Source organism: Phyllobacterium calauticae (assembly GCF_019991125.1).
Lineage (GTDB): Bacteria > Pseudomonadota > Alphaproteobacteria > Rhizobiales > Rhizobiaceae > Phyllobacterium > Phyllobacterium calauticae.
Genome location: NZ_JAGENB010000001.1, coordinates 625,997 through 652,194 on the forward strand (window position 1 = coordinate 625,997; position 26,198 = coordinate 652,194).

Annotated in this window: 22 protein-coding genes and 1 tRNA gene; 10 read left to right on the forward strand and 13 right to left on the reverse strand. The window is 60.2% G+C overall.

Annotation, left to right across the window (positions count from 1 at the left end; translation table 11 throughout):
- Nucleotides 1-112 precede the first annotated feature (112 nt).
- Nucleotides 113-1,069, forward strand: coding sequence for a LysR substrate-binding domain-containing protein (locus J1W56_RS03230; protein WP_223611727.1), 957 nt, complete (start codon nucleotides 113-115; stop codon nucleotides 1,067-1,069).
- 13 nt (nucleotides 1,070-1,082) lie between these two features.
- Here J1W56_RS03230 and J1W56_RS03235 read toward each other — a convergent pair whose 3' ends face one another.
- Nucleotides 1,083-1,652: a DUF2585 domain-containing protein gene (locus tag J1W56_RS03235; protein ID WP_223611729.1), complete on the reverse strand. Its 570-nt coding sequence runs from the start codon at nucleotides 1,650-1,652 to the stop codon at nucleotides 1,083-1,085.
- Between the two features lie 83 nt (nucleotides 1,653-1,735).
- Here J1W56_RS03235 and xseA point away from each other — a divergent pair, with 83 nt between their 5' ends.
- The gene (gene xseA, locus J1W56_RS03240; RefSeq protein WP_223611731.1) at nucleotides 1,736-3,319 is read left to right on the forward strand and encodes an exodeoxyribonuclease VII large subunit; all 1,584 of its coding nucleotides are present in this window, start codon (nucleotides 1,736-1,738) and stop codon (nucleotides 3,317-3,319) included.
- 1 nt (nucleotide 3,320) lies between these two features.
- Here xseA and J1W56_RS03245 read toward each other — a convergent pair whose 3' ends face one another.
- The 5 genes from J1W56_RS03245 to J1W56_RS03265 all read right to left on the reverse strand — a co-directional run bounded on the left by J1W56_RS03245 (nucleotide 3,321) and on the right by J1W56_RS03265 (nucleotide 7,436).
- Nucleotides 3,321-4,424, reverse strand: coding sequence for an ABC transporter substrate-binding protein (locus J1W56_RS03245; protein ID WP_223611733.1), 1,104 nt, complete (start codon nucleotides 4,422-4,424; stop codon nucleotides 3,321-3,323).
- Nucleotides 4,421-5,806 (reverse strand): sensor histidine kinase, encoded by a 1,386-nt coding sequence (locus J1W56_RS03250; protein ID WP_223611735.1) that lies wholly within the window; start codon nucleotides 5,804-5,806, stop codon nucleotides 4,421-4,423. Before J1W56_RS03250 ends, J1W56_RS03245 begins: the two co-directional genes overlap by 4 nt.
- Entirely contained in the window at nucleotides 5,796-6,473 is a 678-nt protein-coding gene (locus tag J1W56_RS03255; RefSeq protein ID WP_223612394.1) for a response regulator transcription factor, read from the reverse strand. The genes J1W56_RS03250 and J1W56_RS03255 overlap by 11 nt, the downstream gene beginning before the upstream one ends.
- A gap of 206 nt (nucleotides 6,474-6,679) precedes the next feature.
- Nucleotides 6,680-6,756 (reverse strand) — tRNA-His (locus tag J1W56_RS03260).
- A gap of 224 nt (nucleotides 6,757-6,980) precedes the next feature.
- Nucleotides 6,981-7,436: a phasin gene (locus J1W56_RS03265; RefSeq protein ID WP_105736338.1), complete on the reverse strand. Its 456-nt coding sequence runs from the start codon at nucleotides 7,434-7,436 to the stop codon at nucleotides 6,981-6,983.
- Between the two features lie 290 nt (nucleotides 7,437-7,726).
- Between J1W56_RS03265 and J1W56_RS03270 the strand changes: the two genes are divergently transcribed.
- Together J1W56_RS03270 and J1W56_RS03275 are read left to right on the forward strand one after the other, a co-directional pair.
- The gene (locus tag J1W56_RS03270) at nucleotides 7,727-10,891 is read left to right on the forward strand and encodes a histidine kinase dimerization/phospho-acceptor domain-containing protein (protein ID WP_223611737.1); all 3,165 of its coding nucleotides are present in this window, start codon (nucleotides 7,727-7,729) and stop codon (nucleotides 10,889-10,891) included.
- A gap of 183 nt (nucleotides 10,892-11,074) precedes the next feature.
- Nucleotides 11,075-13,021, forward strand: a complete 1,947-nt coding sequence (locus tag J1W56_RS03275) for an AsmA family protein (RefSeq protein WP_223611739.1) — start codon at nucleotides 11,075-11,077, stop codon at nucleotides 13,019-13,021.
- Nucleotides 13,022-13,033: 12 nt separating this feature from the next.
- Here J1W56_RS03275 and J1W56_RS03280 read toward each other — a convergent pair whose 3' ends face one another.
- The 6 genes from J1W56_RS03280 to J1W56_RS03305 all read right to left on the reverse strand — a co-directional run bounded on the left by J1W56_RS03280 (nucleotide 13,034) and on the right by J1W56_RS03305 (nucleotide 19,712).
- Nucleotides 13,034-13,852, reverse strand: coding sequence for an ABC transporter permease (locus tag J1W56_RS03280; protein ID WP_223611740.1), 819 nt, complete (start codon nucleotides 13,850-13,852; stop codon nucleotides 13,034-13,036).
- A 1-nt stretch (nucleotide 13,853) separates the two neighbouring features.
- On the reverse strand, nucleotides 13,854-14,765 hold the full coding sequence (locus J1W56_RS03285) for an ABC transporter permease subunit (protein WP_223611742.1): 912 nt from the start codon (nucleotides 14,763-14,765) through the stop codon (nucleotides 13,854-13,856).
- A gap of 9 nt (nucleotides 14,766-14,774) precedes the next feature.
- Nucleotides 14,775-15,920, reverse strand: coding sequence for an ABC transporter ATP-binding protein (locus tag J1W56_RS03290; RefSeq protein ID WP_223611743.1), 1,146 nt, complete (start codon nucleotides 15,918-15,920; stop codon nucleotides 14,775-14,777).
- 67 nt (nucleotides 15,921-15,987) lie between these two features.
- Entirely contained in the window at nucleotides 15,988-17,079 is a 1,092-nt protein-coding gene (locus J1W56_RS03295) for a polyamine ABC transporter substrate-binding protein (RefSeq protein WP_223611745.1), read from the reverse strand.
- A 167-nt stretch (nucleotides 17,080-17,246) separates the two neighbouring features.
- The gene (locus J1W56_RS03300) at nucleotides 17,247-18,194 is read right to left on the reverse strand and encodes a DMT family transporter (protein ID WP_223611747.1); all 948 of its coding nucleotides are present in this window, start codon (nucleotides 18,192-18,194) and stop codon (nucleotides 17,247-17,249) included.
- Nucleotides 18,195-18,290: 96 nt separating this feature from the next.
- Nucleotides 18,291-19,712, reverse strand: coding sequence for a helix-turn-helix domain-containing protein (locus tag J1W56_RS03305; RefSeq protein WP_223611749.1), 1,422 nt, complete (start codon nucleotides 19,710-19,712; stop codon nucleotides 18,291-18,293).
- A gap of 250 nt (nucleotides 19,713-19,962) precedes the next feature.
- Between J1W56_RS03305 and aceA the strand changes: the two genes are divergently transcribed.
- The 6 genes from aceA (at nucleotide 19,963) to J1W56_RS03335 (ending at nucleotide 25,385) form a co-directional block, all read left to right on the forward strand.
- The gene (aceA, locus tag J1W56_RS03310; protein WP_223611751.1) at nucleotides 19,963-21,252 is read left to right on the forward strand and encodes an isocitrate lyase; all 1,290 of its coding nucleotides are present in this window, start codon (nucleotides 19,963-19,965) and stop codon (nucleotides 21,250-21,252) included.
- A gap of 105 nt (nucleotides 21,253-21,357) precedes the next feature.
- Nucleotides 21,358-21,591 (forward strand): SMc00767 family acetate metabolism repressor, encoded by a 234-nt coding sequence (locus J1W56_RS03315; protein ID WP_027230260.1) that lies wholly within the window; start codon nucleotides 21,358-21,360, stop codon nucleotides 21,589-21,591.
- A 149-nt stretch (nucleotides 21,592-21,740) separates the two neighbouring features.
- On the forward strand, nucleotides 21,741-22,043 hold the full coding sequence (locus tag J1W56_RS03320; RefSeq protein ID WP_223611752.1) for a type II toxin-antitoxin system RelE/ParE family toxin: 303 nt from the start codon (nucleotides 21,741-21,743) through the stop codon (nucleotides 22,041-22,043).
- A complete protein-coding gene (locus J1W56_RS03325) occupies nucleotides 22,040-22,333 on the forward strand; it encodes an addiction module antidote protein (protein WP_223611754.1) in 294 nt (97 codons plus the stop codon). Before J1W56_RS03320 ends, J1W56_RS03325 begins: the two co-directional genes overlap by 4 nt.
- A gap of 155 nt (nucleotides 22,334-22,488) precedes the next feature.
- Entirely contained in the window at nucleotides 22,489-23,922 is a 1,434-nt protein-coding gene (locus J1W56_RS03330; protein WP_223611756.1) for a glutamine synthetase family protein, read from the forward strand.
- A gap of 176 nt (nucleotides 23,923-24,098) precedes the next feature.
- A complete protein-coding gene (locus J1W56_RS03335; protein WP_223611757.1) occupies nucleotides 24,099-25,385 on the forward strand; it encodes an NAD(P)/FAD-dependent oxidoreductase in 1,287 nt (428 codons plus the stop codon).
- 7 nt (nucleotides 25,386-25,392) lie between these two features.
- Here J1W56_RS03335 and J1W56_RS03340 read toward each other — a convergent pair whose 3' ends face one another.
- On the reverse strand, nucleotides 25,393-26,184 hold the full coding sequence (locus J1W56_RS03340) for a crotonase/enoyl-CoA hydratase family protein (protein WP_223611758.1): 792 nt from the start codon (nucleotides 26,182-26,184) through the stop codon (nucleotides 25,393-25,395).
- Between the last annotated feature and the right edge of the window lie 14 nt (nucleotides 26,185-26,198).

Consider the following 26,198-nt stretch of genomic DNA (forward strand, 5'->3'; position numbering starts at 1 on the left):
GGCGTCTCCTGAACATCCGTAGAATGATCCACAAAAATTGATTATTCAAACGAATGTTTTTCATGTAAACGTTCAATAATAATGATGGATTGAACCGTCCGGGAGCAAAGCCATGAGTGCGCCTCTTGATCTTGACCAATTGCAGACATTTATCGCCATTGCCGACAGCGGCAGCTTCACCAGAGCTGCCGATGCGGTCAACAAGACTCAGTCAGCGGTCTCCATGCAGATGCGCCGGCTGGAAGAGCGGGTTTCCAAGGCACTGTTTGAGCGCGATGGCCGCACCAACAAGCTGACCGAAGACGGCGAACGTCTGCTGGCCTATGCACGGCGCATGATGCAGCTCAACGGTGAAACCATCGCCGCCTTTGACGACACGCAGCTGCAGGGCCATATCCGCATCGGCACGCCCGACGATTATGCCGACCGCTTCCTGCCGGAAATCATGGCGCGCTTTTCCCGGTCCAACCCGCGTGTCGAACTTTCGGTGGTGTGCGAACCCACGGTCAATCTCGACGAGATGATCCGCAAGGGGCAGCTTGATCTGGCGCTGGTCACCCAGTGCGACGACATGCGCCGTTCGGAAGTGGTGCGAAGCGAGCAGTTGCTCTGGGTCACCTCGGCGCACCATACGGTGCATGAGGAGAAGGTGCTGCCGCTTGCCGTTGGCCGACCCACCTGCATCTGGCGCGCCGCGGCAATCGACGTGCTCGACACCATGCATCACGACTATCGCATCCTGTTCACCAGCTGGTCGGCGACGGTCCTGGCAGCAGCGGTGCTTGCCGGCCTTGCCGTCTCGATCCTGCCGGAATGCGCCCTGCGCCCCGGCATGCGTGTGCTCACCGAAGCCGACGGCTTTGGCCGCCTGCCTGAGTTCGGCATCGGCATCATGCGCGGCCACACCAAGCCCTCCGCCATCGTGGATGCGCTGGCGCAGCATATCGTCGAAAGCCTCGATAACCTGTCGATGCCAACCCCGGTCAGCATGGCGCCGGCGGCCGCGCCAAACCAGGTCAACCAGCGCCTGCGGCAGGTGCGCTCTACAGAGCTGGTTCCGGGCTGGTAGCAGGCAGGGCTGCTTACAGCCCGCCCTGCCATGCCTTGATGGCATCGAGCGGATAGACCAGCATCACGATATTAAGTGTGAGATTGTCACGAATGACATATCCCGCCAGCAATTCGAAGACGATGGCGATGATGATCGTCAGCCAGAGCGGCGCGCGGGAGGCAAAGAAAAAGCCGATCACCATGAACAGGATATCGCACACCGAGTTCAGCACGCTGTCCCCGGTATAACCAAGCGCAATGGTCGCCTCACGGTAGCGGTTGATGACCATGTCGGTGTTCTCGAAAATCTCCCACGCTGCTTCCACCACAATGGCAAGGAGCAGGCGGAAGCCCACCGGCTTGCTGCGCCCAACCAGCCACAAAAGGCCGTAGAACAGAAAGCCGTGGATGATGTGCGACAGGGAATACCAGTCGGAAATGTGCTGGGAATTGTCGGACGAATTGACTTCGCCCACCCAGAGCTTGACCGTTCCGCAGGTGCAGATGGGATTGCGGCCCATCCACAGCAGGATGATGGCGGTCAGAGCGATCATCGCGGCGCCGATCATCAGATAATGGCGCAGACTGAGACGTTGCGTCATGAGCATTCCCCTTTTCATCCCCCGGCCCTGCAACACAGGCCTCCAAGACTTGACGCCATTCATCACCCCGTTAGGAATAGGGAATGACCGAAAAGTCCGAATCGACGTCCAACGTTGCCGAATATTCCGTATCTGAAATCTCGGGAGCGCTAAAGCGCACTGTTGAGGACACGTTCGGCCATGTGCGCGTGCGCGGCGAAATTTCCGGTTATCGCGGCCCCCATTCGTCGGGCCATGCCTATTTTTCCCTGAAGGACGACAAGGCCCGTATCGAGGCCGTCGTCTGGCGCGGCAGCATGAGCCGGCTGAAATTCCAGCCTGAAGAGGGCATGGAAGTCATCGCGACGGGCAAGCTGACCACCTATCCCGGCTCGTCGAAATATCAGATCGTCATCGAGCAGATGGAACCGGCCGGTGCCGGGGCTTTGATGGCGCTTCTGGAGGAACGCAAGCGCAAGCTCGGCGCCGAAGGCCTGTTCGATCCGGCCGCCAAGCAATTGCTGCCCTTCATGCCGCGCGTCATCGGTGTGGTCACCTCGCCGACCGGCGCGGTTATCCGCGATATCATTCACCGCATTACCGACCGCTTTCCGCTGCATGTGCTGGTCTGGCCGGTGCGCGTGCAGGGCGAAACCTCCGGCGCGGAAGTGGCCGCCGCCGTCAATGGCTTCAACACCCTGCAGCCGGGCGGCGCCTTGCCCCGGCCCGATGTTCTCATCGTGGCACGTGGCGGCGGTAGCCTGGAAGATCTCTGGGGGTTCAATGACGAAATCGTCGTGCGCGCCGTTGCGGCCTCCGATATTCCTGTCATTTCAGCCGTCGGGCACGAAACGGATTGGACGCTGATCGATCTTGCCGCCGACGTCCGTGCTCCAACACCGACCGGCGCGGCTGAGATGGCCGTACCCGTGCGGGCTGACCTGCAGGCGAGCGTTGCCACCTATGGCGCGCGGCTGGCGGCGGGCATGTCGCGTTACCTTGACAATCGCCGTCAGGCCCAGCGCGCCCTGTCGCGCGCCCTGCCCTCCGCCGACCAGCTGCTTGCCCTGCCCCGGCGGCATTTCGACGAAACCGCCGCCCGACTCGGCCGCGCCCTGCAGGCGAACACCCAGAAAAAGCGTGCGCATTTCGATGGTCGCGCCCGGCAATTGTCGCCGCGGGTGCTGCAGCAGCGGTTCCGCGAAAAGCAGCGGGAAGTGACTGTTTTCGGCGACCGCCTGCCGCGCAGCCTGAGCGTCTTCCTGCGTGACCGGCGCGCTGTCTTTGCCCGTCATACCCAGCGTCTGTCGCCTGAACCGATTGCCCGCCTTGCCGTGCGGGGCCGCCAATCGCTTACCCAGCTGGAACGGCGGCAGGATCAGGCCATCGGCATCACGCTTGATCGGGCCAGGCGACGCGGCAGCGAACTCGAACGGCTGATGAAGACCCTTTCGCACGAGAGCGTACTCGAGCGCGGTTTTGCCATCGTGCTCGACACGGCGGGCGCACCTGTAAAACGCGCCGCTGCCATTGCCAGCGGCGATCACCTGACGCTGCGCTTCCAGGATGGCGAGGTTCAAGCCGTGGCCGGGGAAGGTGAAGCCAATCCGGTGCGGCCAAAGCCGGAACGCCCGGCTCCGGCAAAGAAGCCTGCCGCGCCCGGCACGGACCAAGGCTCGCTTTTTTAATTTACTCCCGTGTCCATTCCGGACTGTTGAGCTCGATCAATGAGCGCGACCAATCCTCGATGAAGCGCTGTCTCTGCGCCCAATCCTGCACTGCCAGCAACCCCGGCCCGATGCGGATGGGTTGCGCGATTCCCGATTCCTTCAGGTTCTGCGGCCCGTCGACATCCGGCGGCAGGCCGCCCGTTTCGGAAAAATAGAACGCATTGCTCCGCGCAATCGACTGGCCGCGCTCCGACAGGAGATAATCCAGAAACTGCGCGCCGAGGTCGCTGCGCTCTGCGGATTTGGGAATGAGCGCTCCGCGGCTGAGCACCAGCGTATAGTCCCGCGGCACGACAACCCTGAGGTCGGGATGCCTTCGCGCCGCGTCATAGGCATAGGAACCCAGCATGTTGTAGCCGATATAGAGGCGGCCGCTCGCCACCTCCTCGAGAATTTCGCCGGTGCAGCATCGCGCCACCGCTGAAGCGCGTGCCATGCTTTCCAGCAAGCGGCCAAAGACGGTGTTCGTCTGCCGGGCGTCGTTGAAGGCCAGCAAATAGCCGATGCCCGAGAGGCGGATATCATAGGTGCCGACATGGCCGCGATAGTAATCGAGACGTTCGCGCAGGAGGTCGGCGAGTTCCACATGGGTGCGCGGCACCTCGGCCGGCGGCACCTTGCGGGTGTTGTAGACGAAGACGGCCGGTTCATAGGTGAAACCAAAAACCTCGTCGCGCCAGTTGGCCCAATCCGCCACACGCAGCGTTTCCGGCGATGTGTGGGACGCGGCACAGCCATCATTGGCCAGTTTCAGCAACTGATCCACTGACGACGACAGGAGCAGGTCTCCGAGCGGCTCGTCCTTGCGGCAGGCCTCACTGGCCAGCGCATGCAGTTCATTGGTGAGATACTCGATGTAATCAATCGATATGCCCGGCGCGGTGCGCTGAAAATCGTCAATCAGCGGCTTCATGGCGGCCAGATCGGTGGTCGAATAGATCGTCAGCTTGCCGGTTTCCGTCTGCAGCGCCGGAAATCGCGTATGATTGTCGGTTGCAGCCAGAACCTGCGATGTCAGGGCTAGGATCGTGGCAATCAGGGCGGCCGTGAAACGTTTCATCATTTCGCGGGCCCCTTGTGCAACGGCAATGTCAGGATAACCGTGAAGCTCTTCTCGTCCCGTGCGCGAAAACCCAGCGTGCCGCCATGGGCATTGACGACTTCCTGGGCAATGGCGAAGCCGAGGCCGGAACTGCCTTCGTGCGATTTCGATGTCGCGAAACGCTGGGTGGCTTTTTCCCAGCCCTCCGGCGGAATGCCGGGGCCGTCATCCTCGACCTCGACATAGGCGTCGAGCGCATCGGAGCGCACCCGCACCTCAAGCCGCTGATCCGTTCCGTGCCGCAGGGCATTGTCGATGACATTGACGATAGCCTCGCGCAGGCTGACCGCATCGCCGAGGACAAAGGGGCGGTCATCGGGCGCTTCGAACGAGATGACGATATCGGGGTCCACGGTGATGGGAATGGCGGCGCGGTAGGCACGGCGGGCCACATCGACGAGGCTGATCGGCTCGAGCTGGATGGAGTCGGCGCGGTGGATGACCATGGCGTGGCTGAGCAACTGGTTGGTCAGACGCGCCAGCTCGCCGGTGCGCTGCTGCACCCGCTCGAAATGCTGCCGTCCGGTCTTGTCCAGCTTGTCGTGTCCGAGAAGGTCGATCTGCGCGGACAGGGCCGTCAGCGGTGTCCGGATCTGATGGGCAGCATCGGCGATGAACCGCTGCAGCAGGTCGACACGTTCATTCAGGCGGCCCATGAAATGATTGATGGAACTGACAAACGGATCGAGTTCGCGCGGAACGCCGACCGAGACGGGCGTCAGGTCATGCGGGTCACGGCGGCGCACAGCCGCCCCCAATCGCTCCACGGGCTGCAAGGCATAGCGGATGGCCAGCATGGCACCGGCAAAGGCGAGAAAGCTCATGACGACGACAAGGATGGTGGCACGCAGCGTCAGTTCCCGCGTCAGGGCGGAGCGCGCCTCATTGGTCTGCGCCACGACGACATAGGCATGCCCCGTCACCGACGGGTCCGCCAGCACGCGGGTGGCGCGGGCAATGCGCACCGCCTCGCCCTTGTAGATGCCTTCGCTGATGCTGACGGCGTCGCGCGCGCCATCCGGTGGCGCCGGGTTTTGCAGATCGTCATATCCGGTCACGGTCTTGCCGTTGGTATCGATGACGCGGTAGAAAATCCGGTCGCGTTCGGCCAGTCCCAGCAATTCGAATGCCGATGTGGGCAAACGGGCGCTGAGCGCGCCTCTTTCAACGGAAAGACTCTCGGCCATTTGCAGGGCAGCGCCGACAAGCAGCCGGTCATAGGCCTTGTCGGCCGCTGTTTCCGCGTAATACCAGGCCGCGCTGACAAGAATCGCCGCACCGATACCCAGAACCAGCGAAATACGCCGGGCCAGACGGGCAAAGAGGGACGGCTCATGCTGCATCGCCGGCCACCAGTTGATAGCCGAGCCCGCGCACCGTCACGATGCGCGCCTGCGCGCCTTCCAGTTTCTTGCGCAACCGGCCGACATAGAGCTCGATGGCATTGGCATTGGCGGCCTCGTCGAACCCGAAGATCTGGTCGAGCAGTTCGTCCTTGCTGAAAACACGGCCGGGCCGCGCCGCCATGACTTCAAGCAATGTCAGTTCGCGCCGCTTCAACTGGACTTCGCGCTTGCCGACATGGACGGACCGTGCGCCGCGGTCGATGGCGATATCGCCGCATTTGATCAGATTGGTTGCCTCGCCGCCGGTGCGCCGCCGGATCAGCACGCGGGCGCGCGCTTCAAGCTCGCGAAAATCGAAGGGCTTGACGAGATAATCATCCGCCCCCAGATCGAGGGCGCCGACGCGGTCCTCGATCTCGGAACGCGCCGTCAGCACGAGGACGGGAACGGCATTGCCGGATCTGCGCAGGCGCTTGAGAATCTCAAAGCCGTCCATGCCCGGCAGCATGACATCGAGGATGATCAGCGAATATTCAGTGAAATCGATGATTTCCGCTGCGGCACGGCCGTCGGTTTCCCAATCGACAGCATGGCCGATCGCCTCGAAACGCTTGGCGATAGCCTCCCCCACATCATGCGTATCCTCAACCAGCAATATGCGCATGGTTTTCATTGGCATGAACGCCCGCCGGGATCAATTGACGATGAATGCTTTTACCATGCAGGGATTGAATGCAGCGGGCGGCGAGACCGGCTTGAGAACAGGCGCAGCTGCCGGTTCACGGCATCAGCCGCAGCGCACAAAGACGCCGCACCGCAGTCACGGCTGGTTTCATTCGGCTTTGTATTTTAGGGAGCTTTGGGAAGAAGTGGTACGGACGGGTGGATTCGAACCACCGACCTCAGGAGCCACAATCCTGCGCTCTAACCAACTGAGCTACGACCGCGCACCGTCTTCTTTTCGACAGGGGTCACATACGTAAGATTGATGCTTTTGGCAAGCACCCGATGCAACAGAAAGGTAAAAACCAACAAAAAAGAAAAGGCCGGGGGAGGAACCGGCCTTTTCCATTAATGCAAGACCCATACGGGAGGAACTATCGGGTCTTGCTTGTCCAGCGGCTGGGAGGAGGAGTGCCGCCGGAGTATTTTTTCATCAAAGGCCTTTAAATCAGGCGACCTTGACGTCCTTGATTGCCTTCTCGACAGCCGACTTGACCGGAGCGGAGATTTCTTCAACAGCCTTGGTTGCAACTGTCTGGAATTCCTTGGCCTGGTCGGTCAGGGCTTCAGCCTGCTTGCGAACGAATGCGCTCTGCAGTTCGATGACTTCGCCGAAAGACTTAACACCGATCAGGGCTTCGATATGAGCGAAGCTGGCTTCGGTGTTGGCGCGCAGCGCAGCCAGAGCCTTGAGGGAGAGAGCAGCAGTGTTCGACTGTGCAGTTTCAAAGGTGCTTTCGAGTGTCTTCTGGGCAGCTTCGGCCTGATCCTTGATCTTGGCATAGGCTTCCTTGGACTGGGCAACGCCCTTCTCGGTGAATTCGCGAACCTGATCGGTTACAGCGGTCGCATCAAAGGCAGGGATCGAGAACGCATCAGCAGTCTGTTTGGTGGTCTTGCTCATAATATGTTCCTTCCATGTGCAGCCGGTCTATGCGACTGCTTGTGAATTCATGACACGTGTATAACCCAATTTATTGTGCATTGCAACATTTCTTTCGCACCGCACAATCAAACGTCTGATTTTTCATCCAAATATTTTTGTGGAGCGTCTTCCAAGTTAACTAAACCAAGAGAAAGACGTGTGACGTAAGGGACTGTGAGTGGACGATTGATCGCCAGACGATTATTAACAGAGTATTAAGACAATCCGCAGACAGCGGATGCTTTATTGTGGAGTGCACCGGTCAAACGATGACGTCTGGAACTTACCCATTCATCGATATTGCCGTTCTGGATGAAATTCGCGAGCATTTTGCCAATGGCGATGCGCTTGTGGTCATTTCGCCGGATCTGGAGAATGTCATCTGGGCGAATGGCCAGGGTGCAAACGCGCTTGGCTATGCGACCATCGACGATATTCTCGATGCCGGCTCCGTGCTCAATGTACAGGCAAGACGCCAGCTCATGGCGCTCGACGGTTTCCCTGCCATCGGCCATGGCCGCACGGTGTCATTGCGCGTGGCCTTCGGCTTGGCCAGCCGCATCCTGACATTCCAGGCAAGCGACCTGACCCTGCCGCGCGGCGAAGCCGCCATCCTGCTGTCCATCGCCAATACGGCTCGACTGACATCCGAAGCGGAGATCGCCGCGCTGGCCATCAAGGGCTTTGGAGACAGCACCACCCATGCGGCCATGATCGATGCCGCCGGCACGGTCTTGGCAGCCTCCGAGCAGTTCCGCAGCATCGGCTTCAACGACAAGATGCTGGGCGATCTGGTGCGCGAAGTGCGCCTCGAACGCAACCGGCTGGTGAAACGCCCGGTGCAGACAGCCAACGGTTTTGTGCCGGCCGGCATAGCGCGGCTGACCGACAGCCCTGCCCTGCATCTTCTCTTCGCCATCCGCGACGTCCATGCAAGCGCAGAGCAACCGGTAAAAGCCGCGGACAAGCAGCCCGAACCGCCCGCGGCACCGCCCATCACCGTTGTCCATGATGTCCGGGACAGCGGCGTCGAAGCCACGGAACCGCCGCACAGCACCACTGCCGTTGAACCAGCGGGGCAACAGGCGGAAAACGCGGCGCCCGAGGATGAACCTTTTCAGTACAGGCCCTCCGACAACCCTGTCCGTTTTGTCTGGAAGGTGGATGCGGATGCGCATTTCGACGAAATATCTCCCGAATTTGTCGGCGCGGTAGGTCCCAACTCGGCGGCGGTCATCGGAAAATCCTTCCGCGACGTCGCCAACGTCTACGGGCTCGACAGCGGCGGCGAGATTGCTGAACTTCTCGAACGGCGCGACACATGGTCGGGCCGCTCCGTCCTGTGGCCGATTGAAGGCACCGATTTACGCGTGCCCATCGAACTGGCGGCCCTGCCGATCTATTCGCGCGAGCGGGTGTTCATGGGCTTTCGCGGGTTCGGCGTTGCCCGCATGGGTGACGTTACGACCGATCCCGAGGCGATCGGCAAGGCGCTCGCGCCCAAGCCCGTTGCTCCCGTCGATGCATTCAATGGCGAAAAACCCGCCATTGCCATCACACCGGCCGCACCGGTTGAGCCTGCCCGCGACGAAGCCAGGGCTGAAATCATCGAAGGCAATGTCATCCCGTTGAAGACCAACCGTCTTCCGCGCGATGACGGGCGCCTGAACGATGCGGAACGCAATGCCTTCAGGGAAATCGCCGAACGGCTGCGCCGCGAAGTTCTGGCCGACAACCCGAAGGAAGCTGCCCCTGCGGCTGCCGTAACCAACGCCGAAGCGCCATCGGATCAGCCGGCAGTGCCCAATCCGGTCGTGCCGCCGGTTCCCGATGCGGAAGTCGTCGGCCCCGGTTTCACCGTGTCGGCAGACAAAGAGGCAAAGGCAACTGCAGCCGATCCGGCACCGCAGACGGATTTTGCCGAGAATATCCGCACACAAGCCCGGCAAGGCGTCGATACCGCTGTTCTGGCGGCCCTGCCTCTTCCGGTCCTCATCCATCGCCATGGCATTCTTCTCTATGCCAACACGGCCCTGCTCGACGCCACGCTTTATGCAACGCATGCGAGCATCAACGCGGCAGGCGGCCTGAATGCACTTTTCGCCGAGAATCCGGAACAGGCCGACAGCGAGACGGCGGACGGTGTGAACCTGCGTCTGAGCGATGGCACGACCCGGCGCGTCCAGGCGCACCTTCAGGCCGTGCGCTGGGACGAGGACGGCGAACGCGCCCTGCTGCTGGCCCTGTCGCCCGAGGCGCAGCCGCCCGTGGTGCAATCGCCCGAACAGCGGTTCGACGACAGCGAGCGGCAGCTCCTGCAAACCCGCATCGATGAGCTGAATGCGATTCTGGATACCGCGACGGATGGGGTTATCCTGCTTGATTCCGCCGGTGCCATCCGTTCGGTCAATCATTCGGCGGCGGCGCTGTTTGGCTATAATCCGGAAGACGTGGAAGGCAAGGCGTTCTCCCTGCTCTTTGCCATTGAGAGCCAGCGGACGGCCATGGACTATGTCAGCAGCCTGTCGGACAACGGGGTTGCCAGCGTTCTCAATGACGGCCGCGAGGTCATCGGCCGCGAGAGCAAGGGGCGGTTCATCCCGCTGTTCATGACCATCGGCAAGCTCGATGCGTCAAAAGGCTTTTGCGTCGTGTTGCGGGACATCACCCATTGGAAACAGGCCGAGGAAGAGCTGCTCAGCGCCAAGCGCGAGGCAGAGCGCACCTCCAGCCAGAAGAGCGAATTCCTCGCCCGGATCAGCCATGAGATCCGCACGCCGCTCAATGCCATCATCGGTTTTTCCGAGTTGATGGCCGACGAAAAATTCGGCCCTGTCGGCAATGAGCGGTATCGCGACTATCTCCACGATATCAGCCGTTCCGGCAATCACGTTCTGTCGCTGGTCAATGACCTCCTCGACATTTCCAAGATCGAGGCGGGTGCGGTGGAGTTCGACTTCCAGGCGGTTTCGCTGAACGACGCCCTCACCGAGGCCGTGGCGATCATGCAGCCGCAGGCAAACCGCGAGCGGGTGATCATCCGCTCCAGCCTTACCTCGCGCCTGCCCGATATTGTCGCCGATCAGCGGTCGATCACCCAGATTGCCCTCAACCTCCTGTCGAACGCCGTGCGTTTTACCGGACCGGGCGGACAGGTGATCGTTTCGACCAGTTACGAACCCAGCGGCGACGTGCTCCTGCGGGTGCGCGATACCGGTATCGGCATGACGCGGCAGGAAGTCGAACAGGCCCTGCGCCCCTACAAACAGATCACCACGCCCAAACATGCGCGCACCGACGGCACGGGTCTCGGCCTGCCATTAACAAAGGCCATGGCCGAGGCAAACCGCGCAAGCTTCGCCATCGATTCCGCGCCGGGGCGCGGCACGATGGTCGAAATCAGTTTTCCGTCAACCCGCGTCCTCGCCGACTGAAAATTGTAAGACAGCTTCCCATCGCCTCATTCAGTCCGCAATGCGATGGCAAACGCTCTGCAACAAATTGGCGCCTGACGATCTCTGGCCCTTGAATTGCAACGCATCATCGCTAAACCGTAGATGGAGAAGCGTAAAACCTTCCGGCGTGCAGCCGGAAGAACAGCAGACATCGGAATATTCATGTCCTGGTACCGGCCGAGGAACATATTCGCGACAATCATCGCATTGGCTCTCGTCGCCGCGGGACTTCTCGCCGCTATTCCCTATCTCGTCAGCACGGATGTCATCCGTGCCCGGCTCATTCAGGAACTCAGCAACTGGACCGGCTACAGTGTCGAATCGCGGCAGACGCCGCAAATTTCGTTCTTTCCGGTCTTTTCCGCCTCGCTCGCCGACGTGACCATCCGCAATCCCTGGCAGAGTGAAGGCACGCCCTTCATGAAGGCGGAGCGCATCGAAGTCGATCTGTCGCTGCTTTCCGCGCTGATGGGCCGGACCGAATTCACCGAGACAACCATTATCCGGCCGCGTTTTGTCATCGACGAGCCGATCAAAAGCCTGTCGCAGATCGGCGAATCCCTGGCAAAAACCGATGGGCGCATCGGCGACGTCATGCGCGAGGCACGGGCTGCCATCGAGGCCAATCCGGCAAAACCGGATATGAGCAATGTGTCGTCGCAGCCGTTCGGACGTATCCGGCTTGAAGATGCGATGGTAACTTTCAAGCGGCCGCTCAACGGGTCGGAAGAGCAGATTTCCAGCATCAGCGGCGTTTTTGAATGGCCGCAGACCTCGGGCGTCGCCAGCTTCCGCGGCAATGCCATCTGGCATGGCGAGGAAACCGAGATCGACAGCTCCGCCAGCAAGGCGCTGCTGCTGCTGGCCGGCGGCACCAGCCCGCTGCAGGTAAACCTGACATCGACGCCGCTCACCCTTGCTTTCAACGGCTCGGCCAATATTGCCAAGAACCAGTTCTTTCAGGGCACCCTGTCGCTGACCTCCCCGTCCCTGCGCCGAACGCTGGAATGGTCGAAGACCCCATCCATTCCCGGCGCGCCGATTGGCAGCTTCGCCCTCGACGCCACGGTTTCCGGCTCCGCCAACCGCATGAAGCTCGACGGTTTGACGGCAACCCTGAACAACAATCCGGCAAAGGGCGGCATTGAAATCGTCCTGAACGATGGAACGCCAAGCATCACCGGCACGCTCGCCTTCGAGACGCTTGACCTCCGCTCCGTGCTGTCAGGCTTCATGCCGCTGCCCGACGGATCGGCCAACGCCAATGCGGTTATCGATACCCGCTTCCTCAAGCAGGCCAATGTGGACCTGCGCGTCTCCACCCAGAAGGCCACGGCGGGCTCGGTCAATCTGACGAACGTTGCCGCAACCGCGCAGGTTCGCAACGGCCGGGCCATTTTCGACATCGGCGAGGCCGCAGCCTTCAATGGCTCCATTGCCGCAAGTTTCCAGCTGGCCGAAGAAGGCGATGGCGGCGCCACGGGTGAACTGCGTCTCAACGGCACGGATGTGAACAGCGCGGCCATCGCTCCGCTGCTGGGGCTTGGCAACCGGTTCGAGCTCGGCAAAGGCACGATATCCCTTCTTCTCAAGGGACCGATCTCCCGGTGGTCGTCAGCCATGGAGAACGCCAAGGGCACCCTCAGCATGCGCTTCGGCACGGGGCAGATCAAAAGCATCGATTTCAACAATCTGCTCAACCGGGCCAAAACGGACCGGTTTTTCAGCCTGAACGAGAAAACCGACGCCTGGCTGGCATTCGACCGGATGGAGATCAAGGCCAATATCATGGACGGCGTGGCGGCCCTCGAGACCGCGCAAGTCCAGATGAAATCCGGCGTGCTGAGCTTTGCCGGCATTGTCACCCTTATCGGCAAAAGCCTGGCCTTGACGGGAGACTATGCGGTGCCTGTTCCTGCTGCTGCGGCACCGGTACCCGCACCGGCGCCAGCGGCAACAGCAGCCCCTGCTGCAGCGCCCGCTGACGCGACGGCGCAAGCCGCACCCGCCGAGCAGAAGCCTGCGCCAGTATTCAATCACACGCGCTTCTTTATCGGCGGTTCCTGGGACAATCCGTTTATCTCGCCGATCATCGCACCGGCGAATTAGTGCATCGAGAGGTTAGTGACGGGCAGCGGCCTGCTCGTCACGCGCCTTCTGCACCTCGCGGCGCTTATTGGCAATCGACGCGATCACCACCCCCACCGCGACGACGGCAATCAGGATGGTACAGGCGGCATTGATCTCCGGCGTCACCCCGAGACGCACCTGCGAGTAAATGCGCATGGGCAGGGTGGTGGCACCGGGACCCGAAGTGAAGCTTGAAATCACGAGATCATCGAGCGACAGCGTGAAGGCGAGCATCCAGCCGGATACCACCGCCGGCATGATCACCGGCAGGGTAACCTTGAAGAAGGTGGTGACCGGCGTCGCCCCGAGATCCATGGCCGCCTCTTCGAGCGAACGGTCGAACGTGACCAGGCGCGACTGCACCACGACGGCCACGAAACACATGGTGAATGTGATATGGGCGAGCGTGACGGTCCAGATACCCCGGTCAAAGCCAATGGCGACGAACAGCAGGAGCAGCGACAGGCCGGTGATGACTTCGGGCATGACCAGCGGCGCATAGATCATCGCTGAAAACAGCATCCGCCCGCGGAAACGGGTATAGCGGGTGAGCGCGAGGGCACCGAGTGTTCCCAGGATCGTCGCGAAGGTCGCCGAGATCAACCCGACGCGGATGGTCACCCACGCCGCATCGATAAAGCTCTTGTTGTTGAACAGCGACACATACCATTTGGTCGAGAAGCCGGCCCAGACGGTGACGAGGCGGGATTCATTGAACGAGAAGACAACCAGCAGCACGATCGGCAGGTACAGGAACGCGAAACCGATGACCAGCGAAACGATATTGAAGCGGGACCAGGTGGTGTTCATGTCACTTCTCGCTTTCCTGGGCTTTGGCTTCCGACCGCTGGAACAGCACGATGGGCACGACGAGCAGCGCCAGCAGAACCACGGCGACCGCGGAAGACAGCGGCCAGTCACGGTTGGCGGAGAACTCGTTCCACAAGGTTTTGCCGATCATCAATGTCTCCGACCCGCCGAGAAGATCGGGAATAACGAATTCGCCGACGGCCGGAATGAAGACAAGGAAACATCCGGCGACAACGCCGGGCAGCGACAGCGGGAACGTGATCTTCCAGAAGGCGGTGATGGGCGGGCAGCCAAGATCTTCCGCCGCCTCAACCAGGGAATAATCCATCTTTTCCAGCGTCGAATAGATCGGAAGCACCAGGAACGGCAGATACGAATAGACAATGCCGATCAGCACCGCGGTATTGGTGTTGAGAATGTTCAGGGGCGTGTGGATGACATTGGCCCATAGGAGAAACTGGTTGAGCAGCCCCTCGGGCTTGAGAATACCGATCCACGCATAGACGCGGATAAGGAAGCTTGTCCAGAAGGGCAGGATCACCAGCATCAGCAGGGTTGACCGGACAGTGGCGGGCGCGCGCGCCATGCCGTAGGCGATGGGATAGCCCACCAGCAGCGTCAGGAATGTCGAAATGGCGGCAATGATCACGCTGGACAGATAGGCTTTGACATAGAGCGGGTCGCTGCCGAGGAAGGTATAGTTGTCCCAGGAGAACTGCGACACGCTGTTGATCAGCCCCTGCCAGCCCGCCCAGACATCAATCGTCGGCGTATAGGGTGGTATCGCCATCGTCACTTGCGAGAGTGAAATCTTGAAGACGATGATGAACGGGATGAGGAAGAAAATCAGCATCCACAGATAGGGAACGCTGATGACGAGGCGGCTGACGACGGACGCGATCAATTTTTGCATGGCAGCCCCCTAAGCCGTCAACAGGATGCCGGCGTCGGTATCGAAATTGACCCAGACCTTGTCGTCATAGCCAAGCGGGTCTTCGACCGTGCGCACCGCATTCAAACTGGCAGCCTTGATGATCCGGCCACTTTCAAGCCGGACGTGGAAAACCGTCATGTCGCCGAAATAGGCGATATCGTAGAGTTCGCCATGCGCCGCGTTGACGGCAGTGTTTGCCGGTTCCTTGCGGCTGAGGCGGATCTTCTCCGGGCGGATGGCAAACCCGACGGACTGGCCGGTGGAACAGTCGCGCGTTGCATCCGTGCGAATGGTGATCCTGTCGGCCGGGACATCGATGTCGACCTTGCCGGGCATCACTGTCGAGGCCGTACCTTCGAACATGTTCACATTGCCGATGAAATCCGCCACAAACTTGGAATTCGGGGCTTCGTAGACTTCCGCGGGCGTTGCCACCTGCTTGACTTTACCCTTGTCCATGACGGCGATGCGATCGGCCATGGTCATGGCCTCCTCCTGGTCGTGCGTCACGACGACGAAGGTCAGGCCAAGCTTCATCTGCAGGTCCATCAGCTCGAACTGCGTTTCTTCACGCAGCTTCTTGTCGAGTGCCCCCAACGGTTCATCCAAAAGCAGGACCTTTGGCCGTTTGGCAACGCAGCGGGCAAGCGCCACGCGCTGACGCTGGCCGCCGGACAGCTGATGCGGTTTGCGCTTGGCGAACTGCTCGAGCTTGACCAGCTTGAGCATTTCCGCAACACGCGCGTCGATTTCATTCTTCGGCATGCCATCCTGCTTCAGACCGAAAGCGATGTTGCCCTCGACCGTCATGTGCGGGAACAGGGCATAGGACTGGAACATCATATTGACCGGCCGCTTGTAGGGCGGGATGCCGCGCATATCCTGACCGTCCAGCAGGATACGGCCCGAGGTCGGTTCTTCAAATCCGGCCAGCATGCGCAGGAGCGTGGACTTGCCGCAGCCGGATGCGCCGAGAAGGGCAAAGAATTCACGATTGTAGATCGTCAGGGACAAGTCATCGACAGCGGTAAAGTCACCAAACTTTTTGGTTACATTCTCGAAGGAAATATAGGGTTTTGCTTCAGGATCATTCCAAGGTGCGAATTTACGGCGAAAGCTTCCCAGTGATTTCATGATTGCCCCGGCATTTTGGTCTTGACGTTAAAAACCCCGGCATTTTCTGCCGGGGTTTTCTCGAGATTTACTGGCCTGTTACCACTTTGGTCCAGAGCCGCGTGACGGTTCGCTGCGTTTTCGTGTCATAAGGCGTCACGGTAAAGAGCTTGGCCAATGTGGCCGCATCCGGATAGACCGACGGATTTTCCAGAATGGCCTTGTCGATGAATTCCTGCGAGGCCTTGTTGCCATTGGCATAGGACACGAAGTTCGAGGCTTTCGCCGCAACTTCCGGACGCATGATGTAATTGATGAACTCGTGCGCTTCGGCCACATGCGGTGCATCGGCAGGGATGGCCATCACGTCAAACCACATCTGCGCACCCTGCGACGGAATGGCGTAGTCCAGCTTCACACCGGCATTGGCCTTTTCCGCACGCGACTTGGCCTGCAGGATATCGCCGGAATAGCCGAGTGCCAGACAGATATCGCCGGCAGCGAGTGCATTGATATATTCCGACGAATGGAACTTGCGGATCGACGGGCGAACCGCTGTCAACAGGTCCGCGCCCTTGGCGAGATCGTCGGGATTCTTGCTGTCCGGATCGAGGCCGAGATAGGCCAGCGTGGACGGCAGGACATCCGAGGCAGAATCAAGCACATGGACACCGCAATCCTTGAACTTGGCCGCCATTTCCGGTTTGAACAGGATATCCCAGTTCGGACGCGCATCCGTTCCGAGAATTTCCTTCATCTTGTCGACATTGTAGCCAAGGCCCGTGGTGCCCCACATGTAGTCGACGGCGTACTGATTGCCCGGATCATATTTTTCGATGCGCTGGTTGATCACATCCCACATGTTCTTCAGGTTCGGCAGCTTCGACTTGTCGAGCTTCTGGAACACACCGGCGGCAATCTGGCGCTGCAGGAAGGATGCGGTCGGAACGACAACGTCGTAACCGGTTCCGCCTGCCAGCAGCTTGGTTTCGAGGATTTCATTGGAGTCGAAGGTATCATAGACAACCTTGATGCCCGTTTCCTTGGTGAAGTCAGCCAGGATGCTGTCATCAATATAATCGGACCAGTTGTAGACATTGACAACGCGTTCCTGCGCGCCGGCTGCCGTGGCAAGCCCAAGGGCGAAAGTGGCCGTTAAAAGGATGGATTTGATACCCATAAAATGCCTCCATGCTGCTGGCACCTGATCTTTCAGCCGTGCCAGGGGTTCCCAAATTTCCCCTACCTTTTTAGATTGCGATCACTTCGTCAACAGGGTTGCAGCAACTCCCTCATCTAAAGTTGCTGATCAACGCAATTTTGATCGCCGCATTTTGGCGCACGGCGTCAGGCTGGTGGCTTTCGTGTCGAAGCCGCACGCTGGCGCCGGTATTCCCAGCCCAGATGAAAGAGCAACGCACAAAGGATGATACCGCCGCCGATGATGGTGCGCTGCGTCGGGACTTCATTGTGCAAAAGCCAGACCCAGACGGGCCCAAGCACAGGCTCGAGCGTTCCGATCAATGCGGCGAGCGCCGAGGGGATAAGACGGGCGCCACTGACGAAAAGAGCAAGGCCAAGACCGAGATTGACAGCCCCAAGAGCAAACAGGAAACCGAAATCCCGCGCGCTCGCCGAGAATGATCCGCTCATCACCGAGGCCGCACAGGCGGCCATCACCACGCCGAGAAAAACCGCGGGCGTCATGCGCAGATGCGCCTTGCGCCGCGTGATCACCGTGGCGGACGCAAAGGCGATGGCAATCAGCAAGGCGAGAAGGTCGCCGATGGGGGAAACTGCGCCATCCAGCGAATCGGAAACCATGATGGCAACGCCGGCAATCACCACGGCAATGGCACCCCAGGTTGCAAGGCTGACCCTTTCGCGAAAGAGCACCCAGGAAATCAGCGCTGCCAGCAGCGGCACCGCCGCCTGGAGCAGCAGGACATTAGCGACCGTCGTGTAGGACAGGGCAACGATGAAGCAGGACGACGCGATGGCAAAACAGATGCCGACGCCCACCCCGGCCAGCCCCATGTTGCGGAACAGCCGCAACGTTCCGTGCGGACCATCGCGGACCAGCATGAAACACAAAAGAAAAAGCCCGGCGAATACCGACCGCCAGAACACCACGGTCCAGTTATCCGTCGTATCGAGAAAGCGGGTCAGAGCACCGCCCGTGCTCCAGGCGATTGCCGAGCCCGCAACCAGCAGGCAGCCGACCGCGGTCTCCGACGCGCTCTTTGCGGGATCGGGCGCAGCAACCGGCGGCAGCGGGACGGACGAAACACTCATGCGGGTACAATGCCAAATTTCAAATCTGCGGTGAGTTTGGGAAACGACTGGCGATTGTCGCTTTCTGCATCGTTTTCGCCCGCAAATCCAGCGGCATCATTGAAAATCGAAAGCACTCAGGCCCGTCACCATCTCATCCAGCCCCAGCGGACGGGTGACCGGCGGCTCGGCACGCGAAAGACAGGCGGACCGCTCGCAGAGACGGCAGGCCGGACCGACCGGCGTCGCACCGATATTCCTGCCGCCGAGCGCAGCGCCATAAACCGTTTCATCGGCGAAACCGATATCGCAGCCGAGCAGGATCGCCGTGCGCCGCGGGCGTTCATTGAAACTGCCTTGCGGCCCCTCAAGCGTGCGGGCAATGGTCATGAATTCAGCGCCACCCGGCATCTCGATGGCTTCCACCAGAATCTGCCCCGGCTGGGCAAAGGCGGCATGCACCGCCAGCTTCGGACACTCGCCGCCGAAGCGCGATTGCGGATAGCCCTGTGCCCCGGCCCGGCGGAAGCGGTTGCCCGCATGATCCACCTCCAGCATGAAGAACGGAATGCCGGCAGCCCCCTGTCTTTGCAGGGTCGTCAACCGATTGGCCGCCTGCTCGAAGGAGACATTGAAACGCGAGCGCAGCACATCGACATCATAGCGGGCGCGCAGGGCAGCGGTCTGGAACGCCTGATACGGCATCATCAGGGCCTGGGCGGCATAGCGGGCAAATTCGAACCGGGCGATGCGGCGCGCTTCGTCGGAGGATAGCTTCAGCTCCTGGATCTCCGCCGCGATGACCACCTGCATGCGGATGAGCACCGCCTCGATGGCCAGTTCACGCAGCTGATCGAATGGCGACAGCCGTTCCGAGATGAACAGGCGCTGCGAATGGCGGTCATAGCGCCGCCGCCAGTTCGGCATGGTCGCGACCGGCAGGACGCGCACCGTGATTCCATGCTCGCTTTTCAGCCATGCCTTCAAGGCGCCTGAGAGATCATCGCCCGGCTTGATCAGATGGATGAAGCTGTCGACCTCCCCTTCTGTGCGGGCAAAATGATTGGGCTTGCGCTCCAGCACTTCCCGCACTTCGCTGAGCGGCAAACGCGTCGCCGACAGCGACGGCACATGCCCTTCCTTTGCCAGCATTCCCGAGAGGTCGGACAGGCGCTCCAGCGATTCCCGATAGGCGCGATAAAGCTTGATGACACCGGCTGCCGCATTGGGTGCGGCATCGCCGATCTCGATCAGCTCCTGGTCGCCGGGCAATTCACCATTGAGCAAAGGATCGGAAAACACTTCTTTCAGTGCCGCCATGGACGAGCCGGTCTCGGCCTGCAGCGTGTCGAGTTCGATCTTGTAGGTCGATGACAGTTTTAACAGCAGCTGCACCGTCAGCGGACGCTGGTTGCGCTCGATGAGATTGAGGTAGGACGGCGAAATGCCCAGCGCTTCGGCCATGGCCGTCTGCGTCAGCCCCTGCTCATTGCGGATGCGCCGGATGCGGGGACCGGCGAAAATCTTGCCTTCAGCCATTTCCACCCCTTATGTCAGCAATATTGACAAAATTTACACAATTTCAGGCAATCAACCAATATTACAAAATTTACAGATTTACAAATCATATTTGTCAAAGCAGAGACATGCTAACTCGATAAATCCGCCAATTACGGCGATATTTATTGGAATTACTGCACCGCAATGTAAATTCAGTCACATGAACGCAGCCATCGAAACTCCCAAACGACCTGTCTGCGATCGCGTCAACAGAAGCTGGAGAAAGATAATGACTGATTTTTACAATCTCGTACCCAATGCTCCGGGAGGTCGGTTCGATGGTATTGAACGTCCCTATACGCCTGACGATGTCAAAAAACTGCGCGGTTCGGTTCAGATCAAATATACTCTTGCTGAAAACGGCGCCAACCGACTGTGGCAACTCATCCACGAAGACGGCTTCGTCAATGCCCTTGGCGCTCTGTCGGGCAACCAGGCGATGCAGATGGTGCGTGCGGGCCTTAAGGCGATTTATCTCTCCGGCTGGCAGGTTGCAGCCGACGCCAATACCGCTTCCGCCATGTATCCTGACCAGTCACTGTACCCTGCAAACGCTGCGCCGGAGCTTGCGAAACGCATAAACAAGACGCTGCAGCGCGCCGACCAGATCGAAACCGCGGAAGGCAAGGGCCTGTCAGTCGATACATGGTTCGCACCGATCGTTGCCGACGCGGAAGCCGGCTTCGGCGGCCCGCTCAATGCCTTCGAGATCATGAAGGCTTTCATCGAGGCCGGTGCAGCGGGTGTGCATTATGAGGACCAGCTGGCATCGGAAAAGAAGTGCGGCCATCTCGGCGGCAAGGTTCTGATCCCGACCGCTGCCCATATCCGCAACCTGAATGCCGCGCGGCTTGCTGCCGACGTCATGGGAACGCCGACCCTGGTCATCGCCCGCACGGATGCGGAAGCCGCAAAGCTTCTGACCTCGGATATTGACGAGCGCGACCGCCCCTTCGTCGATTATGATGCGGGACGGACCACGGAAGGCTTCTATCAGGTCAAGAACGGTCTCGACTCCTGCATCGCCCGGGCGATTGCCTATGCGCCGCATGCGGACCTGATCTGGTGCGAGACGTCGAAGCCGGATCTCGAACAGGCCAAGCGCTTTGCCGAAGGCGTGCGCAAGCAACATCCAGACAAGCTGCTCGCCTACAACTGCTCGCCGTCGTTCAACTGGAAGAAGCATCTGGACGAAGCGACGATTGCCAAGTTCCAGCACGAGCTGGGTGCAATGGGCTACAAGTTCCAGTTCATCACGCTGGCCGGGTTCCATCAGCTCAACTTCGGCATGTTCGAGCTGGCACGCGGCTACAAGGATCGTCAGATGTCCGCCTATTCGGAGCTGCAGGAAGCGGAATTCGCAGCCGAGGTTAACGGCTACACCGCCACGAAACACCAGCGCGAAGTTGGTACGGGCTATTTCGATGCGGTCTCGCTGGCCATCACGGGCGGTCAGTCGTCGACGACGGCCATGAAGGAATCGACCGAGACGGCACAGTTCCGTCCGGCAGCCGAGTAACAGGCACCCAATCCGGACCGTCGGCGAGGCCCTTACATGCCGCCGGTCCATACGGGACAATCATTTGATTGTTCCACTGCAACGCCAGAAACAAGGAGCATCATCATGGCACCGCAGACACGCGTGAAGGAACGGGCCGAGGAGCAATCATCGGCCATGAATGCAGACCAGCAGGCTGTCATTCGCATGGTCGCGAATGATCTGCATCGCCTCAACCAATCCGTCATGAAGGCAGTGGATGCCGGCGTGTCCGTGGAGCTGGTCCGCTCCGCCCGCCACCATGGCGGCGACGGCAACTGGGGCGACCTGCTGATCCCGGTGGTCGTCACCCGGCAATAGCTCACCGTGGCCTTCTCTGGTTTCGGTCTGGAACCAGCACGGCGCGCTGAACCGTCCGCAAGCGATTGCGGACGGTTTTGGTTTTTGACGGCGAATTACCCGAAAGTCTGGATTGATTGACGTCATCGCATTTGTAATCTAATTATTACATGCTTGAGATACGTCAAACCCAGGTCTTCGCGGATTGGCTGGATCGCCTGAAGGACAGGCACGCCAGGCATATGATAGCGCAAAGGATTGTGCGTCTTCGGCATGGGCACAGCGGCGACGTGCAGCCTGTCGGCGAGGGTATCAGCGAGCTTCGTCTTCACCACGGCCCCGGCTATCGCCTTTATTTTGTCCAGCATGGAACGGTCTTGATCATTCTTCTGTGCGGTGGCGACAAAAGCAGCCAGCAGAAAGACATCCGGAAGGCTAAAGCTCTCGCTGCGGATTTGGAGAAAGAAAAATGACGATCAGGACAACCCCCTTCGACCCGGCGCGCTATCTCGATACGCCGGAGTCACAGGCCGAACTCTTGAGCGATGCATTTGAAACAGGCGATGCAAGCTATATTGCCGACGCCCTTGGAATCGTTGCCCGCGCAAAAGGCATGACACAAATTGCCAGGGAAGCAGGTGTCACGCGGGAAGCCCTGTACAAAACGCTGAGCGCCAAGGGCGATCCCAAACTGACCACCTTGCTTGGCGTCCTGAAGGCGCTGGGTGTGCAGCTTGCTGTTACGCCGAAACACGCCGCATAGAGTTCAGCTTCGTACCTTTGCACCGTCCGCAAGCGATTGCGGACGGTTTTGGTTTTTGACGGCAAAAAACACGACCACAATTTTCTCGCGCCAGCCTTCCCATAGCGATGAGTTTTGATCTATCATCCGAAAACCGTAATAAATTCTGGTGATTGATGCCTTCTGAAACCCCTGAGAAGAAACCCGCACGGACTTCAACGCGGCGGCGCACGCCTGCCTATGTCAAAGCCACACGCGGCGTGAAAAACTGGCGCGAAGCTTCCGAATGGCTGGCCTGGCGGGATATCGAAGACATTGAATGCATCACGCCTGATCAGGCTGGTGTTGCCCGCGGCAAGATGATGCCGTCGAAGAAATTCACGTCCAATACGTCACTGGCACTTCCATCCGCCGTCTTCATGGCGACGATCACTGGCGACTATCCGGAAGACGGTTACGGCTTTTCCTATCCGGAAGACGATGGCGATCTGAAATTGATGCCTGACCTCTCGACTCTTTCGGTCGTGCCGTGGGAGAGCGACCCGACCGCGCAGGTCATTTGCGACCTCGTGAACAAGGATGGCGCTGCGGTGGAATTCACCCCGCGCAACGTGTTGAAGCGCGTTGTGGCCGCCTACAGCAAGAAGGGCCTGAAGCCGGTTGTGGCTCCGGAAATCGAATTCTATCTCGTCAAGAAGAACCCCGATCCCGATTATCCGCTGACCCCGCCTGTCGGCCGGTCCGGCCGTGCCATCGGCGGCGGCCAGGGCTATTCCATCGCCGGCGTCAACGAGTTCGATGAACTGATCGACGATATCTATCATTTCTCCGAGGGCCAGGGCCTGGAGATCGACACGCTGATCCATGAAGAAGGCGCGGCGCAGCTGGAAATCAACCTGCGCCATGGCGATCCCGTCGAGCTTGCGGACCAGGTGTTCCTGTTCAAGCGCACGATCCGCGAAGCGGCGCTGAAGCACGATATGTATGCAACCTTCATGGCCAAGCCCATCCAGGGCCAGCCCGGATCGGCCATGCATATCCACCAGTCGATCGTCGACAAGAAGACCGGGCGCAACGTGTTTTCCAATCCCGACGGCAGTGAAAGCGAGGCATTCCGCCACTTCATCGGCGGTATGCAGAAGCATGTTCCGGCCTCTCTGGTCATGTTCGCGCCTTACGTGAATTCATACCGGCGGCTGACACCGGCGGCTTCTGCGCCGGTCAATGTCAAATGGGGCTATGACAACCGCACGACGGCCTTCCGCGTGCCGCGTTCGGACCCCAATGCCCGGCGTGTGGAAAACCGCATTCCGTCGTCCGACGCCAATCCCTATCTTGCCCTGGCGGCGTCCCTCGCCTGCGGCCTGCTCGGCATGAACAACCGGATCGAGCCGGATGCACCGGCCTCGACCACGGTCAATGACAATCTGATCGAACTGCCGCGCGGGCTGATCGAGGCGACCATATTGTTCGAGCAGGACAAGGACCTGACGGCCATGCTGGGACAGTCCTTTGCCATCACCTATGCAGCCATCAAACGGGCGGAGTTCGAGACTTTCATGGAGGTTATCAGTCCATGGGAGCGCGAATATCTGCTGTTGAACGTCTGATTTGAGTGAGGTTTCTTTGGTTGCAGGAGCACTGTGCGTGGTTCGACAAGCTCACCATGTGGGAGATGGAGGATCGCAGAATCGGCATTGCAGCCAATACCTTCCCCTTATGGTGAGCTTGTCGAACCACGCACAATGGTCGCGCAGCAAACCAGCAAACAAGATTGCTTCATAACATGCCCTATCAGTCACCGATTTCCCCCGGCGTCTCCTGGTATGAGTCGACCATTGCGGATCGCACCGAATATCCGGCACTGGACGGTTCGCGCACCGCCGACGTTGTCATCGTGGGCGGCGGCTTTACCGGCCTTTCCGCCGCCGTTCACCTCGCCTCGGCGGGTGTCGACGTCGTCCTGCTGGAAGCCTACCGTTTCGGTGACGGCGCCTCCGGGCGCAATGGCGGTCAGCTCGGCACCGGGCAGCGCGCCTGGGCGGAGGAGCTGGAAGGACAGTATGGCTTTACCCGCGCCAAGGCGCTGTTCGACCTTGCCGAAGAGGCGAAGGCGCACCTTCTGCAGTTCGCCGACACGCACAAGATCGACATCGAATTCGTGCCGGGGCAAATGTCCGTTGTGCACAAGAAGCGCTATCTGAAAGATTACCGCGCCCACGCGGAACTGATGGCAAACCGTTTCGGCTATCCGCATATTCATTACATGGATGCGGCGGAGACAGCGGAACGCCTCGGCTCCACGCGCTATCTCGGCGGTGTCTACGATGCGGGCACCGGTCATATCCAGCCGATGAAACTTGTGGTTGGCACAGCACAAGCAGCAGCCCGGGCCGGAGCCCGTCTTCACGAGAATACCCGGGTTACCGGCATCACCTCGCAGAACGGACGGGTGACGGTGGCAACGGCCAAAGGCAACGTGACGGCCGCCAAATGCCTGATCGCGGTCAATGCCTATGGCGGCAACCTCGAACCGATCAGCGCTTCGCATGTCATGCCGATCCGCTCGTTCATCGGCGCCACGGTGCCGCTTGGCCAAGACAGTCCGGTCCTGCCCGGCGGCGAAAGTGTCGACGACTCGCGCTTTGTCGTGCGCTATTTCCGCCGCTCCAAGGATGGGCGGCTGCTGTTCGGCGGACGGGAAGCCTATACCGCAGACAATCCGCTCGATATCAGCACCCATATCCGCCGGCAGATCGCCGAGATTTATCCGGCACTCGCCGACGTGGAAATCACGCAGGCCTGGGGCGGCTCCGTCGGCATCACCCTGCCCCGGCAGCCTTTCGTGCGCGAAGTCATGCCCAACGTCATTTCGGCGGGCGGCTATTCCGGTCATGGCGTGATGCTGTCGAACTATGTCGGCAAGCTCTATGCCGAGACCGTCGCCGGCAACCGCGACCGCCTGAAACTGCTGGAAGAGCTGAAAGTACCGGCCTTTCCGGGCGGGCGCACCTTCCGCGCGCCGCTGCTGTTTCTCGCGCTCAGCTGGTATGCCCTGATGGACCGGATCTGAATCCCAGCTAGTTCCCCCGGTACACGGGGGCCCGCCGCCCGATCCAGGCATTCAACCCTTCCCGCGTATCGTGCGAGGCGGCGACGCGGGCAAACTGTTCGCTTTCCATCTGCAGCCCCTCGCCGATGGGCATGTTCAACCCGCGTGTGACGGCGGTGATGATGCCCGCAGCCACCACCGGGGAATGACGCAGAATACGGCCGGCAAGCTCAAGCGCTGCCGGAAGCAGGTCTTCATGGGGAACCACCCTGTTGACCAGCCCGAGTTCCAGGGCTCTCGCCGCTGAAAAGGTATCGCCGGTCAACAGCAGTTCCAGCGCGCGCTTGCGGCCGGCAAGGCGCGGCAGGCGCTGGGTACCGCCAAAGGTCGGCGGGATGCCGATATTGATTTCGGGCTTGGCAAACACGGCCCGCTCGCTCGCAACGGCCAGATGCACCGCCTCGGTGATTTCGCAACCGCCGCCGAAGGCAATGCCATTGACGGCAGCGATGATCGGCTTGCCAAACGCCTCCATCCGCGCGGTCATCGCCTGCCCCCGCCGCACGAACGCCCTGACGGCGATATCGATGCCTTCGCCTATGCTCTGCGAGAATTCATGAATGTCTCCGCCCGCCGAAAATGCCCGGTCGCCCGCGCCTGTCAGAATGACGGCGCGGATGCCGGGATCATCCTCGATGCGATCGAGAAGCTGCAGCAGCAGATCATTGGTTGCGTAGTTCAGGGCATTGAGCTTTTCCGGCCGGTTCAGGGTCAGAAACGCGATATTGCCGTTGATTTCGAAGAGCACGGGATCGGACATCGATTTTGCCTTTC

Coding starts and splice junctions, on each gene's coding strand:
- aceA (WP_223611751.1), top strand. CDS start 19,963: ATGACTGATTTTTACAATCTCGTACCCAATGCTCCGGGAGGTCGGTTC.
- J1W56_RS03295 (WP_223611745.1), bottom strand. CDS start 17,079: ATGGGTATCAAATCCATCCTTTTAACGGCCACTTTCGCCCTTGGGCTT.
- J1W56_RS03275 (WP_223611739.1), top strand. CDS start 11,075: ATGTCCTGGTACCGGCCGAGGAACATATTCGCGACAATCATCGCATTG.
- J1W56_RS03255 (WP_223612394.1), bottom strand. CDS start 6,473: ATGCGCATATTGCTGGTTGAGGATACGCATGATGTGGGGGAGGCTATC.
- J1W56_RS03340 (WP_223611758.1), bottom strand. CDS start 26,184: ATGTCCGATCCCGTGCTCTTCGAAATCAACGGCAATATCGCGTTTCTG.
- J1W56_RS03290 (WP_223611743.1), bottom strand. CDS start 15,920: ATGAAATCACTGGGAAGCTTTCGCCGTAAATTCGCACCTTGGAATGAT.
- J1W56_RS03300 (WP_223611747.1), bottom strand. CDS start 18,194: ATGAGTGTTTCGTCCGTCCCGCTGCCGCCGGTTGCTGCGCCCGATCCC.
- J1W56_RS03270 (WP_223611737.1), top strand. CDS start 7,727: ATGACGTCTGGAACTTACCCATTCATCGATATTGCCGTTCTGGATGAA.
- J1W56_RS03265 (WP_105736338.1), bottom strand. CDS start 7,436: ATGAGCAAGACCACCAAACAGACTGCTGATGCGTTCTCGATCCCTGCC.
- xseA (WP_223611731.1), top strand. CDS start 1,736: ATGACCGAAAAGTCCGAATCGACGTCCAACGTTGCCGAATATTCCGTA.
- J1W56_RS03315 (WP_027230260.1), top strand. CDS start 21,358: ATGGCACCGCAGACACGCGTGAAGGAACGGGCCGAGGAGCAATCATCG.
- J1W56_RS03230 (WP_223611727.1), top strand. CDS start 113: ATGAGTGCGCCTCTTGATCTTGACCAATTGCAGACATTTATCGCCATT.
- J1W56_RS03325 (WP_223611754.1), top strand. CDS start 22,040: ATGACGATCAGGACAACCCCCTTCGACCCGGCGCGCTATCTCGATACG.
- J1W56_RS03250 (WP_223611735.1), bottom strand. CDS start 5,806: ATGCAGCATGAGCCGTCCCTCTTTGCCCGTCTGGCCCGGCGTATTTCG.
- J1W56_RS03280 (WP_223611740.1), bottom strand. CDS start 13,852: ATGAACACCACCTGGTCCCGCTTCAATATCGTTTCGCTGGTCATCGGT.
- J1W56_RS03235 (WP_223611729.1), bottom strand. CDS start 1,652: ATGACGCAACGTCTCAGTCTGCGCCATTATCTGATGATCGGCGCCGCG.
- J1W56_RS03285 (WP_223611742.1), bottom strand. CDS start 14,765: ATGCAAAAATTGATCGCGTCCGTCGTCAGCCGCCTCGTCATCAGCGTT.
- J1W56_RS03305 (WP_223611749.1), bottom strand. CDS start 19,712: ATGGCTGAAGGCAAGATTTTCGCCGGTCCCCGCATCCGGCGCATCCGC.
- J1W56_RS03335 (WP_223611757.1), top strand. CDS start 24,099: ATGCCCTATCAGTCACCGATTTCCCCCGGCGTCTCCTGGTATGAGTCG.
- J1W56_RS03245 (WP_223611733.1), bottom strand. CDS start 4,424: ATGATGAAACGTTTCACGGCCGCCCTGATTGCCACGATCCTAGCCCTG.
- J1W56_RS03320 (WP_223611752.1), top strand. CDS start 21,741: ATGCTTGAGATACGTCAAACCCAGGTCTTCGCGGATTGGCTGGATCGC.
- J1W56_RS03330 (WP_223611756.1), top strand. CDS start 22,489: ATGCCTTCTGAAACCCCTGAGAAGAAACCCGCACGGACTTCAACGCGG.